Consider the following 18,142-nt stretch of genomic DNA (forward strand, 5'->3'; position numbering starts at 1 on the left):
GACTACTGTTATGTAAGTGAAACTTTGTTGAGAGTGATTTAGCAGATTTCAATCGCGATAGCGGTTGCCTCGCCGCCGCCAATACAAAGCGATGCAACGCCACGTTTGCCGCCTGTTTGTTTAAGAGCGTGAATCAAAGTCACGAGGATTCGGTTACCACTCGCACCAATTGGATGCCCCAACGCACAAGCGCCGCCGCGAGGGTTCACTTTGCTCTCGTCCAATTCGAGTGCTTTCACCGCGTATTGAGCAACAACGGCAAAGGCTTCATTGATTTCCCAAAGGTCCACGTCTGATTTGTCCCAGCCCGTTTTTTCCAGCAGCGTTTCAATCGCGAATACGGGTGCGATGGTGAACTCATCAGGCTGTCTTGCATGCGTGCTGTACGCGACAATTTTGGCTAGAGGTTGAAGGTTTTCCTGACGGCCAAATTCACTATCAACCAATACCATTGCCGATGCACCATCAGAAATAGAACTGGAATTTGCTGCCGTTACGCCGCCACCTTTGGCAAACGCAGGTCGTAAGGTGGGAATTTTATTGACATCGAGTTTGCTCGGTTGCTCATCGTCTACCACCAAGGTTTCGTCGCGTCGACTTTTTACGTTAACAGGCACGATCTCTTCTTTGAACAAACCTTGCTCAATCGCTTGCTGCGCACGAGTCACAGACTGCTGCGCCCAGATATCCATACTTTCACGGCTGAACTGATACTTTTGCGCGGTTTGTTCGGCAAAGACACCCATCAATTCGCCTTGGTAGGCATCCTGCAAACCGTCATAAAACATATGATCAAGCACTTGCTCATGGCCTAAGCGGAAACCATCACGCGCTTTCTTAAGTAGATAAGGAGAAGAGGACATGTTTTCCATACCGCCAGCGATAACCGCGTGCGCGTTACCAGATTGAATAAGATCATGTGCCAGCATGACGGTTTTCATACCCGAACCACAGACTTTATTCAGTGTCGTACAACCGATCGATTGTGGCATTTCTGCTTTAAGACTTGCTTGTCTTGCTGGCGCTTGCCCCACGCCGGCGGGTAAAACGCATCCCATCAACACTTCGTCTATTTTTTGCACATCGAGTTGGCTTTCGGCTAGTGCCCCTTGGATGGCTTTCGCACCGAGTTCTGTGACATCTGTTGAAGCTAATGCACCTTGAAAAGAGCCGATAGGCGTTCGCTTGGCGGCAACAATCCATGTTTCATTTTTCATTCCATTAACCTTTTATTGACGTTTACGTCATAACTATACTAACATTTACGTTAACGTCAAGTTTGAGGTTATTGTTTGTTCGAGTGATTATTTTATTTCGAGTAAATGCGAGTGATATCAAGGCTCAAGAGTGGATGTTGTTTGTTTACTTTAACGTTAACGAATTGTATATTCGTATGAATGTTATACGAAAGTCGTAAGGTTAAGGAATGAACACATTTAAGATCAGCGAGCTCGCGAAAGAGTTCGACATTACTACCCGAAGTATTCGCTTCTACGAAGATTTAGGTCTCCTAACTCCGGAACGTAAAGGCAACACACGAATCTACAATGGTCGCGATCGAATTCGACTAAAACTGATTTTGCGAGGTAAGCGATTGGGCTTTTCTCTTGCAGATATCAAAGAGTTATTTGAACTCTACGATACCGATCAAAGTACTGAGCAGTTGAACTATATGATTCGGTTGATCGAAGAGAAGAAGGCAGCATTGCAACAGCAAGCAAACGACATTCAAGCGGTAATGATGGAGTTAAATGCTGCGCAGTTGCGATGCCAAAACACACTGAGAACCATGAAAGGCGAAAAAGTCACCTAACACCTCAACTCTGGGATGTAGGTGACGTAAAGGCAAGGACACGCAATGAAATCTACCTACTCTTCCCTGAACTTTGTTTATGACGAAAATACCGATTTGCTTCGCGAGCAAATCAATAGTTTTGCTGCAAGAGAAATTGCGCCGCTAGCGCAATCTATCGACCAATCTAACGACTTTCCAAACCATCTTTGGTCCAAACTGGGTGACATGGGTCTTTTAGGTGTGACCACCAGCGAAGAGTTTGGTGGAGCAGGCATGGGTTATCTCGCCCACGTTATCGCTATGGAAGAAATCAGTCGAGCATCCGCTTCGGTTGCGTTAAGTTACGGTGCTCACTCCAATCTTTGTGTCAACCAAATCCACCGCAACGGCACACAAGCGCAAAAAGAGAAATACCTACCTAAGCTCATCTCTGGCGAACATATTGGTGCACTAGCAATGAGTGAGCCCGGAGCAGGTTCTGATGTAGTCTCTATGCAACTTAAAGCGGAACGTAAAGGCGATATATTCCTGCTAAATGGCAACAAAATGTGGATCACTAACGGCCCGGATGCACACACCTATGTTGTCTACGCCAAAACCGATCCAAGCCAGAATTCTAAAGGCATCACGGCCTTTATCGTAGAACGTGGATGCCCGGGATTCACTCAAGCGCAAAAGCTCGACAAATTAGGTATGCGCGGTTCGAACACTTGTGAATTGGTATTCCAAAACTGCGAAGTCCCTGCTGAAAACATTCTCGGTGAAGAAAACCAAGGCGTGAAAGTATTGATGAGCGGCCTCGACTACGAGCGCGTGGTACTTGCCGGTGGTCCACTTGGCATCATGCAGGCGTGTATGGATATCGTTGTGCCTTACATTCACGACCGCAAACAGTTCGGTAAATCCATCGGTGAATTCCAGCTAGTTCAAGCAAAAATCGCTGATATGTACACGCAAATGAATGCCGCTAAAGCGTATGTTTACGCCGTTGCTGCTGCTTGTGATCGCGGTGAAACCACACGTAAAGATTCTGCTGGTGCGATCCTCTACAGCGCAGAGCTGGCAACCAAGATGGCACTGGATGCGATTCAACTACTTGGCGGTAACGGCTACATCAACGAGTTTGATACTGGTCGTTTGTTGCGTGATGCCAAGCTATATGAAATTGGTGCGGGCACTTCAGAAATTCGCCGCATGCTTATTGGTCGCGAATTGTTTAACGAAAGCGCCTAATCATCATACCTAGGCGCTCTGACTCTAAATAACTTCCTTATTCAACCTAAATCTTATTCAACATAGATAAAGACGGGTGGTGTCACCCGTTTACCGAATGGAGATCGGCTATTTATGGCTTGTTTGACGACCAATATTAATACCCATTCAGAGCAGTATCAGGAAAACTACCGCTCTATGGCGTCGCTTGTGGATCAACTCTATACCGTGACCGCGCAAATCGAAGATGGTGGCGGTGAGAAAGCACGCGAGCATCAGCAGAAGAAAGGCAAACTTCCGGTACGTGAGCGCATTCTTGCCCTACTCGACCCCGGTTCATCTTTTTTAGAAATCGGTCAGTTTGCTGGCTGGGATGTGTATCCAGATTACGTTCCATGCGCGGGCGTAGTAGCGGGTGTTGGTGTGATTGACGGCACCGAGTGTATGATCGTTGCCAACGACGTGACGGTAAAAGGCGGCAGTTACTACCCGCTCACGGTGAAAAAGCACTTACGCGCACAGGAAATCGCAGAGAAGTGTCAGTTGCCTTGTGTTTACTTAGTCGACTCTGGCGGCGCTAACCTCCCCCGCCAAGATGAGGTCTTCCCAGACAAAGACCATTTTGGCCGCATTTTCTACAACCAAGCCCGAATGTCAGCCAAGGGTATCCCGCAAATTGCGGTGGTCATGGGGCTATGTACCGCTGGCGGTGCTTACGTTCCTGCCATGTGTGACGTTTCCATCATTGTCAAAGAACAAGGTACGATCTTCTTAGCTGGCCCTCCTCTGGTAAAAGCAGCAACAGGCGAAGAAGTCAGCGCGGAAGATCTTGGTGGCGCAGACGTTCACTGCCGAACGTCTGGCGTAGCCGACTATTATGCAGAAAATGATCACCACGCGTTAGAACTGGCAAGACAAGCGGTTTCACAAATCAACCACTTGAAACCCGTCCAACTCAAGCAAAAAGCGCCACAGGAACCACGCTTTACTGCGCAAGAGCTGTACGGCATCGTCGGAACCGATCTTAAAAAGCCGTTTGATGTCAAAGAGGTCATTGCCCGAATTGTTGATGATTCACAATTTGATGAATTTAAAGCCTTGTTCGGTGAAACCTTGGTCTGTGGCTTTGCTCATATTCACGGAATGCCGATTGGCATTGTCGCTAACAACGGCATTCTATTCTCGGAATCGGCGCAGAAAGGTGCGCATTTTATTGAGCTGTGCGCACAACGCAAAATTCCTCTACTTTTCTTGCAGAACATAACGGGCTTTATGGTCGGTCAGAAGTACGAAGCCGAAGGCATCGCCAAACATGGTGCGAAAATGGTAACTGCTGTTGCGTGTGCAGACGTGCCGAAGTTTACCGTAGTGATTGGTGGCTCGTATGGCGCAGGGAACTACGGCATGTGTGGCCGCGCTTATGATCCAACCATGATGTGGATGTGGCCAAACGCGCGCATCTCCGTCATGGGTGGAGAGCAAGCGGCTGGCGTGATGGCGCAAGTGACCCGCGATATCAAAACTCGCAAAGGCGAAAGCTGGAGCGCGGAGGAAGAAGAAGCGTTCAAACGTCCAATTGCGGAGCAATATCAGACTCAAAGCCATGCATACTACGCCAGTGCACGCCTGTGGGACGACGGCATTATTGACCCTGCGAAAACCCGTGATGTTGTCGGCATTGCTCTGTCTGCTGCGCTTAATGCGCCGATATCAGACAGTAAATTTGGCATCTTCCGTATGTAGTCGGATGCAAGGCAAACCTTAACTCCTCGCGAATACCGATGTTTAACAAGTAATGGTTAGCGAGCATTGAAATACAGACTGAAATGTCAGACAAAGGAAGTCACATGACCGGACTACTGCTTGAAAAAGACAGCAATGGCGTTGCCTGGTTGAGCCTGAATCGGCCAGAAAAACACAACGCGTTTAATGACGCATTGATTGCCTCACTAATTGAGACACTAGAACAGCTCGAAAAGGACGATTCTCTCCGTGCACTGGTGTTAACTGCACAGGGAAAACACTTTTCTGCGGGAGCAGATCTGGGCTGGATGCAGTCAATGGCAACCAAAACCGAGGGTGAAAACCTGCAAGATGCACAGCAACTAGCAAAACTTTTGCATACGCTGGATACCTTTAGCAAACCAACCATTGCTATGGTGCACGGCGCTGCATTTGGCGGCGCACTTGGGCTTATCTGCTGCTGCGATATCGCAATCGGTACACCTGAAAGTCGCTTCTGTTTGAGTGAAGTGAAGCTCGGTTTATTACCCGCTACCATCGGACCTTACGTAATCCGAGCGATTGGACAACGACAAAGCCGACGCTACTTTTTAACCGCGGAACTGATCGATGCCGAAACCGCGCTATCGATGAATATTCTTCATCAGATCGACTCTCAACCACGTGAAGCTGTCAATCGCACCATTGATCACCTGCTCAACAACGGTCCACAAGCCATGCAGGCAGCAAAAACGCTCTGCTTACGTTGTGATAGCCAACCTATCGATCACTCATTAATTGAATACACCAGCCAAGCGATTGCAACCGCCCGCGTGTCCAGCGAAGGACAGGAAGGACTGAGTGCATTTTTTGAAAAGCGCGCCGCCAATTGGAGGAATCATGTTTAAAAGAATACTGATCGCAAACCGCGGTGAAATTGCATGCCGAATTATTAAAACCGCAAAAAGCATGGCCATCGAGACAGTTGCCGTCTATTCCGAAGCGGATCGCAGCAGCTTACATGTTAAACAAGCAGATTTCGCTGAATTTATCGGCCCTGCTCCGGCGAGTGAGTCGTACCTCGATATCGATGCGATTATCGGTGCTGCGAAAAAATGGCAAGCTGATGCTATCCACCCTGGGTATGGTTTTCTCTCCGAGAACCCAAAACTAGCCAAAGCGTGCAGCGAAAATGGCATTGTATTTATTGGCCCACCTACCAGCGCAATCGAGGCAATGGGTTCGAAGTCGCAAGCCAAAGCCATCATGTCAGAGGCGAACGTGCCTTTGGTTCCCGGCTATCACGGCACAGACAACAGCGTTGAGCACTTATTGGCTGAAGCAGAGAAAATCGGTTATCCAGTGATGCTCAAAGCAACCCAAGGGGGCGGCGGTAAAGGCATGCGAGTGGTCAACAGCGCCGCCGAAATGCCCTTGGCCATCGACGGTGCGCAGCGTGAAGCGCTTTCAAGCTTTGGCGATAAGCAGCTTCTAATCGAAAAATGCATATTGCAGCCTCGCCACGTGGAAGTTCAAGTATTTGCTGACCAACATGGCAACTGTGTTTACCTGTCTGATCGTGACTGTTCCATTCAGCGTCGTCACCAAAAGGTGGTCGAAGAAGCACCCGCGCCGGGACTCAGTGATGAACTGCGTAAACAAATGGGTAAAGCCGCGGTTCAGGCCGCTCAAGCGATCGACTATGTTGGCGCTGGCACGGTGGAGTTCTTACTCGATAGCCGAGGTCAATTCTACTTCATGGAGATGAATACCCGTCTGCAAGTTGAACACCCTGTCACTGAATTGATCACCGGCGTTGATTTGGTGGAGTGGCAATTAAAAGTCGCAGCAGGTGAGCATTTACCGATCTCTCAATCTGAAATCACCCACAACGGTCATTCAATCGAGCTACGAATTTACGCCGAAGATGCAGACAACGACTTTATGCCGTCGACGGGCCGCATTGATTACTTAAAAGAACCATTATCAGACAAGGATGTGCGCCTAGCTTGTGTACGTGTTGATAGTGGTGTTGCTCAAGGCGATACCATCAGCGAATACTACGATCCGATGATCAGCAAACTGATCGTCTGGGGCCAAACACGTGATATCGCGCTCAAACAGCTTAAACAGGCGTTAACTCAATATCACGTACGTGGAGTAACGACAAACATTGGTTATCTGCACAGCATTATTTCGCAGCCAGCCTTTGCCAATATCGAACTTGATACCGACTTCCTGGTTAAACATCAGCAAGGCATTAGCGCGCAGCAAAATGTGTCAGATTCTATCTGGCTAACGTTGGCAGCGGTCGCTCGCTGGAATGATCTCATTTCAAAATCAGACAGCTCAACGTTACCCGCGCCAACCAAACAAGGTTTTAGACTGTCGGTTGACAACGTTTATCGATTTAACTTCACGGATGCCAATGCCAACCATCAGGTACGTTTGCAACAATCATCGCAGGATACAGGTTCTCACTTCACTATCCGATGCGGCGAGGAGTTGCATCAGGTCATCCTGCTTGAAAGTGGCAACCAGTTTATCGTCGATATTGATAATGTGCGTTACACCTTTAATGTACTTAGCGACGAGCAACAGACAACGCTGTTTTATCTTGGTCAGCAGCGCACGTTTGCTCATCAACCTAACTTTGACTCTGCAAAAGATGCAGACGATAAACTAAGTCCAACCGCACCACTGAACGGCGTGATCTCGGCGGTCATGGTGAATAAAGGTGACAAAGTGGCGGCGGGCGATCCGTTGTTAGTGCTCGAAGCGATGAAGATGGAGTACACCATCACAGCTCCGGTAGCTGCAACTGTTGATGAGATTTTTTATCAGCATGGAGACCAAGTACAGCATGGTTCGATACTGCTGCATTTAGCTTCGATACCCGAAAATGTCTCTGTCGATAAGGAGCGTGAGTATGCTACCAGCGAAGGTTAATATCGTCGAAGTTGGTGCTCGCGACGGCCTGCAAAATGAAACGTCAGTGACGCTGGTTGATAAAATCCGTTTGATTAATCTGCTGAGCAACAGTGGCTTAAAGCACATTGAAGCAGGCTCTTTTGTCTCTCCAAAGTGGGTACCACAAATGGCCGATTCCGATCAGGTATTTGCGGGAATAACTCAACAACCAGGCGTGGTTTACAGTGCGCTCACACCAAACTTAGCAGGTTTAGAACGAGCACTAGAAAGTGGCGTAAAGCAAATTGCGGTATTTGGCTCCGCTTCTGAAGCGTTCAGCCAGAAGAACATTAACTGTAGTATTGCGGAAAGCCTCGCGCGGTTTGAACCTGTGATCGCGTTAGCACAGCAGCACAACATTCCTGTGCGCGGGTACTTGTCTTGCACTATGGTTTGTCCCTACGAGGGAGAAATAAAACCAGAGCAAACTACCAAGGTCGCGAATGCGCTGTTTAATATGGGATGCTATGAAATATCTCTGGGCGATACTGTCGGTAAAGCAACGCCTAATCGCGTTATCGCCATGCTGGATTCGCTGTTAACGCAACTGCCAAAAGACGCGCTCGCGGTACATTTTCATGACACCTATGGACAAGCGTTGGCCAATATTTACCAAGCCTTGTTAATGGGCATCAACACCATTGATAGTGCTGTTGCTGGTTTGGGCGGCTGCCCTTACGCGAAAGGAGCCAGTGGTAATGTCGCAACGGAAGATGTGCTTTATCTGTGTGAACAGCTTGGCATTGAAACGGGGATTGATCTCAACATTATCAATGAAGCGGGTTGGCAAATTTGCCGTGCGTTAGGTAAACGTCCGTCTTCCAAAGTAGCACTCGCTTTGGGTGATCCGCACTGCTTGTAAAAGACTCAATCCGCGATAGGCAACCAATAAATACAAACGGGCATGCGTAACAACATGCCCGTTTTATTAGGGCCAAATACGATTCACAAAAGCACTAACCAGAGGCGTGCTTTTCTGCCATTTGAGTATGCCGTCCCCACTTCGCAATCATATCGAGTAAATCGCTTTTCTGAACTGGCTTCGTCAGGTAATCATTCATCCCTAGTGCAATACTCTTTTGCTGCTCTTCTTGCATCGCGTGAGCAGAAAACGCCACGATTGGACACCAAGGAAACTCACCGTTTTCCTGTAACTCACGAATGTCTTTTGTCACACCAAAACCATCTTTGTTTGGCATAGAAATATCGGTAATCACCAAATCAGGGGAAAGCTGCTTGTAGAGTTCAACGGCCTCGACACCATCTTCCGCCAACGTCAGTTTCACACCGGTGTCTTGCAACATTTTTTCAATCAAGATTCGGTTGATATGGCTGTCTTCTGCAACCAAAAGGTGCAAATTAGAAAAATCTGGATTGTCTTGTGAGGAAAGCGCTCGACGCTTTTGTATTTTGCTAGAGAACAGGGTTTGCAGTTTATGCTGCGTGACAGGTTGCGGCAGTAAACGATCCCGCTCGCACGACCATGCCTGCCCTTCCTCCATCACGCAAGGGGCGAGAAACAGTACCCGTTTGGCGGATGATTCTGTCGCATCAAGCTCATAGAGCGCATCTCTATCCTGAGCATTGTTCACGCTCGCGATGATGCGGTCAAAACCGTCCAAATCTCTGCCCAAAGACTGCGCCGCAGACCAATCGTTGCGATGAGTCACCTCGATGCCAATCTCTTTAGCTAAGCGAATCAAGTGTTCCACGCGCGGTAGATAATCATCAATCAACAATAGTCGATTTGCATTCAGTTCCACCGGCTCAGAATGAGGCTGACTTCGTTTAGGCAACTGCAAACTAAAGCTAAAACACGATCCTTTGCCAAAATCCGAGTGCACACAAAGCTCACCGTTGTACATGCTGATCAAACGTTTTGAGATTGCCAACCCTAAGCCCGTTCCTTCATGTCGCCTTGTCGCGGAGGTATCGACCTGCTCAAATTTACCCATAATATGAGTTAGCCTGTCTTTAGGAATTCCAATGCCAGTATCGCTCACTGAAAAATCAAAACCGAGCTCACTTTCTCTTACTTTCAGCTGCACATGACCTTCATCCGTGAATTTCACTGCATTGCCGATCAAGTTAAGTAAGATTTGATTAATCCGACCTTTATCGCCGACCACGACCGTATTCATAGACAATGGCATATCAACCAACAACTTAAGGTTCTTTTTATCCGCCTGATAGGCACACAAAGCGGTGCAACTCTCGACGAGTGAACGCAAGTCAAACTCCTCTTCAACTAACGTCAACTTGCCCGCCTCTACTTTGCTGTAGTCGAGGATGTCGTTAATGATCGTCACAAGGTTGTTGGCAGATTTGTGCAGCAAGAGTAATAACTCCCTTGGCTCTCGACGGTTTTCGTTCTCAAGCAATATCTCGCTGATCCCCATGATCGCGTTCATTGGGGTGCGAATCTCATGGCTCATGTTCGCCAAAAATTCCGATTTGGCTTGCATCGCCTTTTTCGATTTATCTAAAGCAGACGACAGACGCCTCTCCATCCTGCGCCTGTCGGTGATGTCACGCTCTACCGCAATAAAACGTAACAGCCCGCCATCTTCATCAAACACAGGAGATAGCTCCAACTCGACCCAATACGGGTGCTTCGACTTGGTATAGTTGAGTATTTCAACCCTAATAGGAGAGTGCTTACGGACACTTTTTGAGAGCAATGCCACCGTATTTGGGTCTGTGTCTGGCCCTTGGAGTAACTCGCCCGGCGATTTGCCAATAACTTCTTCCAACGTATATTCGGTTAGCTGTTCAAACGCAGGGTTTACCCATGCAATAGTGCCGTCAGGGTGAGTAATGATGATGGTATCACGCGCATGTTCAGCAACCTCAGCAAGCTGCGATATTTTGGCCGATAACTGTTGCTGGGTTTGATGCTCTTGCTGAAGTTTAGTTTGCGCTTGTGCTAAAGAGCGTGACATTTGGTTAAACGCTTCGCCAACACGTGTAACTTCGTCATTGCCTGAAATCGAAATTTGCGAACCCGGACCTTGCTGTGAAACCTTGATTACCCCAGTACGAAGAAGATCAAGCCGCTTCATCAAATAGCTACCGAGAGCATACGAAAACATGGCCACCAGCGACATTTCAATAAAGGCGATAACCAAACTTGCATGAGTCGCAAATGAAAGTACTTGATGTACATGTTCAACATTCACACCCATTTCAACCTTACCGAAAGTCTGCTTTCCAAGAGTAATCTCTTGCGCAACATCGTAAACTCCATCGGTCACATCAAACGGTCTCACACCAGTATCAACACCGCTGTAATCCCCCTGTAGCGTCAGCTCGACGCCATCTTGATTAACAATACGAATGTAAGCCAGCTCGTGCTCACTCACGACAGAACGAGCAAAACTGTCTAGATAGGCTAAGTCCGTCGCAATCACCGCATCTCTCGACGCCTGAGCAAATACACTCACCAAGTGTTGGCTCCCAACCTCGAGGCTAGTCTCGTTGGAACTTTCCAACCAATTAAGCCCACTAATGATGAGTACACCGAGCGCAAGGGCCTCAATAAGAGCAATGCCAAGTATCGTTTTCGAACGCAGCGTCATAGGACAACCATTTATCTTGAGATTCCCAATTGAACAACATCTTGCCAATCTTGGTCTTGTGCAAGCTGTAACCCGTCAATGTTGAGTAAAGTAAAACTCTCCTGTGCTTTTGGATCATCATTAAGTTGCGAAATTGCCTTTCGTAAGGCAAGAGTAATCTCTTCATCGACATTATTTGAAACCGCAATAGCATGAGGCGTATAACCAGCAGTTGTATAAATGATGCTAAGTTGGTCTTTTATTTCACTCGGTAAGCTCTCAAAGGTACGCTTCACGCCACCACCAGCAATGTACAAACCTTTAAGTACCCCCAAATAGACTGAGTCGTGCGAACCAACATATTTAGGCGTAAACTTGATGCCTTTCTGCGCCAACTCTGATTGTGTGATGATAGAAGCAGCAAATGCTCGTGGAGCAGGAAAAGCGATGGTCTTTTCTTGCAGCTCATCAAGGGAAACCGACTTCCCTCGCCTTGCTACAATAATGCCTGTGATGCGCTTATTTTTCGCTCTTGCTAAAGCGGTATAACCTGGGTTTTGATTCACCAACGTAAAGTGATATGGGTTCATGTATGCAATGTCGTAGGCTCCAGCCATCAAGCGAGCTTCGAATGTGGGAATATCACGTGCCGTGGCAAACTTAATCTCAACGCCAGCAAGATCTCCCCAGCGTTGCAGTAATGGCTGCCATTGTTGCACTAGTTTGGTCGCCGACTGCTGCGGTACGACACCAAAAACAATGGAAGGTTGAGCAACGACAGAAGGTGAACATGTGCATAACACCATAAGCAACGTAAATATTCGCTTGTGAAGCCGCCAAATCAACGTCTTTAATTGGGAGTTCAACAAAATCATCTCCTTAGGTTTGTCTTTCGTTAAAGATAGATAGCTATCTGAAAGATTGCGAATTATCGGATTAAATTGCCTCGTGTCTCAGATACCATTTATACTCAAATGAACACCTAAAACAGGAGCAGGTAAATGCTTATTACATTTCGTTGCCATAGCCACTCGAACGTCACTATGTTTGGCGATATTGCAATAAAGATGATCAAAATGATGGGGCATAGTGGCTCAGTACCAGGGTCAATTTCCGCTCAAGATATCCCTGATGCTCTATCTAGATTGACCTCCGCTCTCGCAGCACAAGAAGCGATAGAGAAGAACAACAGTCAAGCAATGGAAGAAGATGAGGAGCAAGAGGAACAAACGGTCAGTTTAGGACGCAGAGCATTTCCACTTATTGAGCTTTTAAAATCGGCTATTAAAGAAGAGTGCGAAGTGATGTGGGACAGCCAATAAATGCTCCAAATCAAGCTATGGAGAGGAAAGCAACATCCAATCTATACTTTCCTCCCCTGCTAAAAGGAACTTACCCAATTCACTTCACTTCTCTATTTGAATGACTCTTAACGAGTGCTTACTCAAAACTAACCTATTGAATATAAATCAGTGATAAACATCTGATTTAATAATAAAAATCTCCTATTGACTGAAACACTCACTTATCATTGTGGCCTCAACTGCAAAACCATTAATGGAATGATTGTTATGTCAGAACTGACTCGGATGCGCTCTGGAAAAACCTATAATTGTCTGGATGAAGAACTAAAGCTAATGCGCGCCAAAACTGCGCAGCTTGTCTTCCAATTTAACCACGAGCCAAACCCAGGTATCCGTAGACAACTATTGGCGGAGATGGGCGTCCAATTAGAAAACAGCGCCTGTATAGAGCCCCCGCTTCAGCTTACCTACGGTTGCCACTTGTCCATCGGGGAAAACACCTACATCAACTGGGATGCCATTATTCTGGACAATGGGCAGGTTGAGATTGGCGCGAACGTCATGATTGGGCCTAGAGTGCAAATTTACACAGCCGCTCATTCACTCGATACACAAAGACGCTTAGCCGGAGATGAGATCGCCAAACCGGTAAAAATCGGCAATAACGTTTGGATTGGTGGGGGCGCTATCATACTGCCAGGCGTGACCATTGGCGATGAGGCCGTCGTCGGCGCTGGCTCTGTCGTAACCAAAGACGTTGCGCCGGGCGATCGAGTTGCTGGAAATCCGGCGCGATCCATTAGACCAAAAAACTGAAGAAAGTCGCTATTTCGCCAAATGTTCGCGAATAATGTTGGTAAGCAGATTGAGAGCATGAACGTATTTGTCCTTGAGCTCAAAAGAAGCGTTAAGACGAATACAGTGATCGTATTGTTCTGTCAGGCTGAACATCTTTCCCGGTGCGATACTGATATTGTCTTTTAGCGCTTTTCGATATATCGGCAAGGCATCGATATGCTTGGGAAGCTCTAACCAAATAAAGTACCCGCCGCTTTGGCTTAACACTTTGACTTCTTCAGGTAACAGCTCACTAAGCAGATCCGTCATCTTACTTTTACGTTCAAACAACTTTTTTCGTAACTGCTTCAAATGCGATTCATAATTGCGGCTTGTTAAATAGTGCACCAATGTCATTTGCACTGGTGCACTCGTCGCTAATGTACTCATTAACTGTAACTTTTGTACCTCTAGCGCCCGCTTTCCCGCCGCAACCCAACCAATACGTAGCCCTGCGATTAACGATTTTGAAAACGAGGAGCACAACATGGTATTGCCCGTGTCATCAAACATTCTTAGTGGGTAAACCGAGTCATTCTCGGCATGCAGTTCGCTGTACACATCATCTTCAATCACTGGCACGTTATATCGCTGTGTCAGTTCAATCAGCTTTTGTTTTTTCTCGTTGGAGAGCGTAAAACCCAGAGGATTTTGGAAGTTCGACATCAGCCAACATGCTTTCACATCGTGTGTTTGCAGCGCTCGTTCCAATGAATCTAGGTCAATACCCGTGACTGGGTCTGTTCTTACTGAGAGCGCTTTCAAACCTAACCGCTCTAAGGATTGCAATGCGCCATAGAATGCAGGCGACTCCACAACCACCCAATCTCCCGGTCTTGTACAAGCTTGCAAACTGAGCGTTAACGCCTCCAGCGCGCCTGCCGTAATGACAATTTCATCGGGTGAAATTTCAATGCCTTTCGCAGCATAACGCTTCGCGATGATGGTGCGTAATTGTTCGTTTCCCGGCGGTAAGTTATCAAAGGTGGTGGAAATCGGCATATTGCGAGCGGCTGCGCTCATCGCCCGATTCACGTGATATCGTGGGTACAAACTTGGGTCTGGATAGGCAAAGCCAAAATTGATCATGGATGGATTTTTACTCGCCTGCAGAACATCAAAGATAAACTCATTGATGTCTACCTGCTCTGTCCACGAAACCGCGGCTGGCGCTTGGGGTTCATTTGAACTCTTAATATTGGGCGCGACTCGATAACCAGAGCGCGGCTGTGAGGTGACCCAGCCTTGAGATTCCAGAATTTGATAAGCGTGCAATACCGTCATCAAGCTCAAACCCGAGTGTTCAGATTGGCGACGCAGAGAAGGCAGTTTGTCACCCGGGTGCCATATCCCCGATTTTATCTGCCTTTTAAGCTGTTCCACTAACTCTTGATACTTCGCCAAACGCAAATCCCCTTCCATAAAGCCGAATGCAAAATAATAACACTTCAATATTTAATCTGTTATAGGTTTATAGTCACTGTCTGTACCTACTTCCCTCATTCCGCTCCTTTTAAAATAGCTCTCTCATAAAACTTAAAAGATCAAAGGAAGTTTAATGTTTGGCCTCGACGCATTTATGCTTGCACGGATACAGTTCGCCTTTACGGTATCCTTTCATATTATTTTCCCCGCTATCACCATAGGTTTGGCCACCTATCTCGCCGTGCTGGAAGGCTTATGGCTAAAAACACGTAATCCCGATTACCAAAAGCTCTATCACTTCTGGTCGAAAATTTTTGCGGTTAACTTTGGAATGGGTGTTGTATCTGGTCTTGTCATGGCCTATCAATTCGGCACCAACTGGAGTGGTTTCTCCGACTTCGCTGGTTCTATCACTGGCCCATTACTGACTTATGAAGTGTTAACGGCTTTCTTTCTCGAAGCCGGATTTCTTGGCGTAATGCTGTTTGGGTGGCGTCGCGTCGGCGAAAAGCTGCACTTTTTTGCAACCTCGATGGTGGCGTTAGGCACGATCATTTCGACGTTCTGGATTCTCGCCTCCAACAGTTGGATGCAAACACCACAAGGCTATGAAATTGTCGACGGACATGTGGTGCCAACCGACTGGTTTGCTATCGTTTTCAATCCTTCATTTCCTTATCGTTTGGCGCACATGAGCGTCGCAGCTTTTGTCAGTTCAGCACTCTTTGTAGGCGCGTCAGCCGCTTGGCATTTATTGAGAGGCAATCAATCGACTGCGGTAAAAACCATGTTTTCGATGTCGCTCGGGATCTTAGTGTTCCTTGCGCCACTCCAAGCCGTGATTGGCGATGTGCACGGGCTAAACACCTTGGAACACCAGCCCGCCAAAATCGCCGCCATCGAAGGACATTGGGATAACAGCGATGGCAAACCAACCCCATTGATATTGTTCGGCATGCCAAACATGGAACAAGAACGCACAGACTATGCCTTAGAAATTCCTGTTCTAGGAAGTTTGATCCTACGCCACAGTTTAACTGAGCCAATCCCGGCGCTGAAAGACTTCCCGAAAGAGGAACGACCGAACTCACCTATCGTCTTTTGGTCATTTCGAATCATGGTCGGGCTAGGACTTCTGATGATTTTTCAGAGCTTCTACAGCATGTGGTTACGAAAAAAGAACACGCTTTATACCTCGCGTTGGTTCCTCAAGTTTTCATTATTTATGGGGCCATCTGGTCTTATCGCGATACTCGCTGGCTGGTTTACGACAGAGGTTGGTCGGCAACCTTGGGTCGTGTATGGCGTACAAAAAACGCGTGATGCGGTTTCTGCACACGGAGACCTACAAATGAGCATCAGCCTGCTGTGTTTCCTTGTTGTATACAGCTTGGTATTTGGTTTTGGTTATTACTACATGATCCACCAAATCAAGAAAGGCCCCGATGCAATCGAGCACGATGAGCACGACATGACGACCGTTTCAGGCCGCATCTAGAATTTGTCACAAAGTGAAGGTAGAAGATATGCATTTTGATTTATCCGTGATTTGGTTCGCGATCATCGTTTTTGCCACTTTGATGTACATCATCATGGACGGCTTCGATTTGGGTATTGGAATACTGATGCCCTTCATCAAGGATGAAAAACAAAAAGACGTCATGGTCAACAGTGTCGCGCCAGTTTGGGACGGCAACGAAACTTGGATTGTGCTTGGAGGCGCATCTCTATTTGGCGCTTTTCCCATGGCTTACGCGGTGATTATTGAAGCACTAACCATCCCTTTAACGTTGATGTTGATTGCTTTGATCTTTCGTGGCGTAGCATTTGAGTTTCGCTTTAAAGCATTGGAAAACCACTTAAAGTTCTGGGATCGCTCTTTTATGGTCGGCTCGATTTTAACCACGTTTTTCCAAGGCATCGTTGTTGGCGCGGTAATTCAAGGCTTTGCGGTGGAAAACCGCGTCTTCGTAGGTAGTCAACTCGACTGGCTTACCCCTTTTCCCATCTTTTGCGGTTTGGGTTTAGTCGCAACGTACGCGCTGCTCGGTAGCACATGGCTCATCATGAAGACGGAAGGTGCACTGCAAAACACGATGTACCGCTTCACTAACAAAACACTACTGGCGATGATCTCCGCATTAGTCATTGTGAGCGCTTGGACCCCACTTGCTTACCCTGCCATTGCGGAAAGATGGTTTTCTCTGCCTAATTTGTTCTACTTATTGCCCGTACCTGTCATTACTGGGCTGGTATGTTTGAAGATTGCCGACTCCGTAAAAAAGCGAAAAGAGCACAGCCCTTTCGTGATGGCATTGGTGATCGTGATTCTCGGGTTCGCTGGGCTTGGCATCAGTATCTGGCCAAATATCATTCCTCCTAGCATATCAATATGGGAAGCAGCCGCTCCTGCAAGCAGTCAGCGCTTTATGCTCGTTGGAGCAGTGATCATCATCCCGATAATTCTGGCTTACACCTTTTGGAGTTACTACGTCTTCTCTGGAAAAGTGAAAGAAGACGAAGCGTACCATTAACGAGTTGATAAGGAGTGAGTATGAAAGTCAAAAATTGGTGCCGCCAATGGGCGTGGATGGTTGGAATTTGGGTCGCTAGCGTCGCTGCATTAGGGTTAGTGTCTATGTTATTTCGCGTCATGATGACCGCTGCAGGATTAAAATCTTAGCTCGGCACTTTTAAATGGATGCCTCTAGATCTTGTGTAAGAGCTAGAGGCGTTGAACCTAATACTCAATCTTAATGATAAAGCCAAGTGTTAAGAATCTACTCAAAACACTCTTTCATAAGTCTACATTGCCTGCAGTCGTTCATGCATGCTTACGAGTTCAAAAGGTTCAAGCTTTTTCGCAAGGTTCAGTAATGCTTCCTTTTTATCTTGCGGTAAACTTTGAAACTTCGACTCTAAACGTAAATCCACTTTGCTAAAAAGTAGCTTTCTAATTTGACTAGCTTTTGCCTTTGATAATTGCAATCCATCATTATCGGAGGTTTCAATTATCATGATCATCCTTGCTAACTCACTGAATTCATTATCAGAGCATAAATAAAGTGATTGTTTGTATAAATAGCCAACAGAAATTTCAAAATCAATATTAAGCGCTTGAATCTTATCGACAATGTTTTCACTCACATCATTTTGAGAAGAAGAGTTGATACAATCATCAAATCGCCTTTCAAATGTAACAAATCGATTATTGAGCTCGTCCAACATAGTCGTATCTTTTGCGAATGATTCTATAGGTAAAACCAATAAGAACATTGGCAGTAGGTATTTTTTCAGCGACCGACTGTTCACAATCAAGT

General features: G+C 46.9%; 16 protein-coding genes. 11 read left to right on the forward strand and 5 right to left on the reverse strand.

Annotation, left to right across the window (positions count from 1 at the left end; translation table 11 throughout):
- Window positions 1-38: 38 nt before the first annotated feature.
- Window positions 39-1,217: a thiolase family protein gene (locus tag F7Y48_RS10460; protein WP_316683883.1), complete on the reverse strand. Its 1,179-nt coding sequence runs from the start codon at window positions 1,215-1,217 to the stop codon at window positions 39-41.
- 209 nt (window positions 1,218-1,426) lie between these two features.
- Between F7Y48_RS10460 and F7Y48_RS10465 the strand changes: the two genes are divergently transcribed.
- From F7Y48_RS10465 to F7Y48_RS10490, 6 genes are all read left to right on the forward strand, one after another.
- Complete coding sequence (locus F7Y48_RS10465) at window positions 1,427-1,813, forward strand: MerR family transcriptional regulator (protein ID WP_014233972.1); 387 nt, start codon at window positions 1,427-1,429, stop codon at window positions 1,811-1,813.
- Between the two features lie 45 nt (window positions 1,814-1,858).
- Window positions 1,859-3,028 carry an isovaleryl-CoA dehydrogenase gene (locus F7Y48_RS10470; protein ID WP_316683887.1) on the forward strand — a complete coding sequence of 390 codons (1,170 nt, stop codon included), beginning with the start codon at window positions 1,859-1,861 and terminating at the stop codon, window positions 3,026-3,028.
- A gap of 114 nt (window positions 3,029-3,142) precedes the next feature.
- Window positions 3,143-4,750 carry a carboxyl transferase domain-containing protein gene (locus F7Y48_RS10475; RefSeq protein ID WP_316683889.1) on the forward strand — a complete coding sequence of 536 codons (1,608 nt, stop codon included), beginning with the start codon at window positions 3,143-3,145 and terminating at the stop codon, window positions 4,748-4,750.
- Window positions 4,751-4,854: 104 nt separating this feature from the next.
- Complete coding sequence (locus F7Y48_RS10480; protein WP_316683891.1) at window positions 4,855-5,637, forward strand: enoyl-CoA hydratase-related protein; 783 nt, start codon at window positions 4,855-4,857, stop codon at window positions 5,635-5,637.
- Window positions 5,630-7,678, forward strand: a complete 2,049-nt coding sequence (locus F7Y48_RS10485) for an acetyl/propionyl/methylcrotonyl-CoA carboxylase subunit alpha (protein ID WP_316683893.1) — start codon at window positions 5,630-5,632, stop codon at window positions 7,676-7,678. The genes F7Y48_RS10480 and F7Y48_RS10485 overlap by 8 nt, the downstream gene beginning before the upstream one ends.
- Entirely contained in the window at window positions 7,659-8,561 is a 903-nt protein-coding gene (locus tag F7Y48_RS10490; protein ID WP_316683894.1) for a hydroxymethylglutaryl-CoA lyase, read from the forward strand. The genes F7Y48_RS10485 and F7Y48_RS10490 overlap by 20 nt, the downstream gene beginning before the upstream one ends.
- 94 nt (window positions 8,562-8,655) lie before the next feature.
- On the opposite strand, the gene F7Y48_RS10495 is transcribed toward F7Y48_RS10490, so the two are convergent.
- Both F7Y48_RS10495 and F7Y48_RS10500 read right to left on the reverse strand, forming a co-directional pair.
- The gene (locus tag F7Y48_RS10495; RefSeq protein WP_316683896.1) at window positions 8,656-11,277 is read right to left on the reverse strand and encodes an ATP-binding protein; all 2,622 of its coding nucleotides are present in this window, start codon (window positions 11,275-11,277) and stop codon (window positions 8,656-8,658) included.
- 11 nt (window positions 11,278-11,288) lie between these two features.
- Window positions 11,289-12,125 carry a phosphate/phosphite/phosphonate ABC transporter substrate-binding protein gene (locus tag F7Y48_RS10500; RefSeq protein WP_308322569.1) on the reverse strand — a complete coding sequence of 279 codons (837 nt, stop codon included), beginning with the start codon at window positions 12,123-12,125 and terminating at the stop codon, window positions 11,289-11,291.
- A 132-nt stretch (window positions 12,126-12,257) separates the two neighbouring features.
- Between F7Y48_RS10500 and F7Y48_RS10505 the strand changes: the two genes are divergently transcribed.
- Together F7Y48_RS10505 and F7Y48_RS10510 are read left to right on the forward strand one after the other, a co-directional pair.
- Window positions 12,258-12,578, forward strand: a complete 321-nt coding sequence (locus F7Y48_RS10505; RefSeq protein ID WP_005392576.1) for a DUF1840 domain-containing protein — start codon at window positions 12,258-12,260, stop codon at window positions 12,576-12,578.
- A gap of 249 nt (window positions 12,579-12,827) precedes the next feature.
- Entirely contained in the window at window positions 12,828-13,376 is a 549-nt protein-coding gene (locus F7Y48_RS10510; protein ID WP_316683903.1) for a sugar O-acetyltransferase, read from the forward strand.
- Between the two features lie 9 nt (window positions 13,377-13,385).
- Here the strand turns inward: F7Y48_RS10510 and F7Y48_RS10515 are convergent, their stop codons facing one another.
- Window positions 13,386-14,819: a PLP-dependent aminotransferase family protein gene (locus F7Y48_RS10515; RefSeq protein WP_309303520.1), complete on the reverse strand. Its 1,434-nt coding sequence runs from the start codon at window positions 14,817-14,819 to the stop codon at window positions 13,386-13,388.
- Between the two features lie 136 nt (window positions 14,820-14,955).
- Between F7Y48_RS10515 and F7Y48_RS10520 the strand changes: the two genes are divergently transcribed.
- From F7Y48_RS10520 to F7Y48_RS10530, 3 genes are read left to right on the forward strand one after another with little or no spacing between them, the layout of a single operon-like run.
- Window positions 14,956-16,320 carry a cytochrome ubiquinol oxidase subunit I gene (locus F7Y48_RS10520; protein ID WP_005392580.1) on the forward strand — a complete coding sequence of 455 codons (1,365 nt, stop codon included), beginning with the start codon at window positions 14,956-14,958 and terminating at the stop codon, window positions 16,318-16,320.
- A gap of 28 nt (window positions 16,321-16,348) precedes the next feature.
- A complete protein-coding gene (gene cydB / locus F7Y48_RS10525) occupies window positions 16,349-17,356 on the forward strand; it encodes a cytochrome d ubiquinol oxidase subunit II (RefSeq protein ID WP_104973568.1) in 1,008 nt (335 codons plus the stop codon).
- Window positions 17,357-17,376: 20 nt separating this feature from the next.
- Window positions 17,377-17,505: a DUF2474 domain-containing protein gene (locus F7Y48_RS10530; protein ID WP_124007763.1), complete on the forward strand. Its 129-nt coding sequence runs from the start codon at window positions 17,377-17,379 to the stop codon at window positions 17,503-17,505.
- A gap of 122 nt (window positions 17,506-17,627) precedes the next feature.
- Here the strand turns inward: F7Y48_RS10530 and F7Y48_RS10535 are convergent, their stop codons facing one another.
- Window positions 17,628-18,134 carry a hypothetical protein gene (locus tag F7Y48_RS10535; RefSeq protein WP_258508510.1) on the reverse strand — a complete coding sequence of 169 codons (507 nt, stop codon included), beginning with the start codon at window positions 18,132-18,134 and terminating at the stop codon, window positions 17,628-17,630.
- Window positions 18,135-18,142 lie beyond the last annotated feature (8 nt).

The sequence above is a fragment of the Vibrio sp. 2-1-2a genome (genome assembly GCF_032648565.1).
GTDB lineage: Bacteria > Pseudomonadota > Gammaproteobacteria > Enterobacterales > Vibrionaceae > Vibrio > Vibrio diabolicus.

Excerpts from the sequence above, each read along its gene's own strand:
- F7Y48_RS10460 (WP_316683883.1), bottom strand. The coding sequence starts at position 1,217 with ATGAAAAATGAAACATGGATTGTTGCCGCCAAGCGAACGCCTATCGGC.
- F7Y48_RS10465 (WP_014233972.1), top strand. The coding sequence starts at position 1,427 with ATGAACACATTTAAGATCAGCGAGCTCGCGAAAGAGTTCGACATTACT.
- F7Y48_RS10470 (WP_316683887.1), top strand. The coding sequence starts at position 1,859 with ATGAAATCTACCTACTCTTCCCTGAACTTTGTTTATGACGAAAATACC.
- F7Y48_RS10475 (WP_316683889.1), top strand. The coding sequence starts at position 3,143 with ATGGCTTGTTTGACGACCAATATTAATACCCATTCAGAGCAGTATCAG.
- F7Y48_RS10480 (WP_316683891.1), top strand. The coding sequence starts at position 4,855 with ATGACCGGACTACTGCTTGAAAAAGACAGCAATGGCGTTGCCTGGTTG.
- F7Y48_RS10485 (WP_316683893.1), top strand. The coding sequence starts at position 5,630 with ATGTTTAAAAGAATACTGATCGCAAACCGCGGTGAAATTGCATGCCGA.
- F7Y48_RS10490 (WP_316683894.1), top strand. The coding sequence starts at position 7,659 with ATGCTACCAGCGAAGGTTAATATCGTCGAAGTTGGTGCTCGCGACGGC.
- F7Y48_RS10495 (WP_316683896.1), bottom strand. The coding sequence starts at position 11,277 with ATGACGCTGCGTTCGAAAACGATACTTGGCATTGCTCTTATTGAGGCC.
- F7Y48_RS10505 (WP_005392576.1), top strand. The coding sequence starts at position 12,258 with ATGCTTATTACATTTCGTTGCCATAGCCACTCGAACGTCACTATGTTT.
- F7Y48_RS10510 (WP_316683903.1), top strand. The coding sequence starts at position 12,828 with ATGTCAGAACTGACTCGGATGCGCTCTGGAAAAACCTATAATTGTCTG.
- F7Y48_RS10515 (WP_309303520.1), bottom strand. The coding sequence starts at position 14,819 with ATGGAAGGGGATTTGCGTTTGGCGAAGTATCAAGAGTTAGTGGAACAG.
- F7Y48_RS10520 (WP_005392580.1), top strand. The coding sequence starts at position 14,956 with ATGTTTGGCCTCGACGCATTTATGCTTGCACGGATACAGTTCGCCTTT.
- cydB (WP_104973568.1), top strand. The coding sequence starts at position 16,349 with ATGCATTTTGATTTATCCGTGATTTGGTTCGCGATCATCGTTTTTGCC.
- F7Y48_RS10530 (WP_124007763.1), top strand. The coding sequence starts at position 17,377 with ATGAAAGTCAAAAATTGGTGCCGCCAATGGGCGTGGATGGTTGGAATT.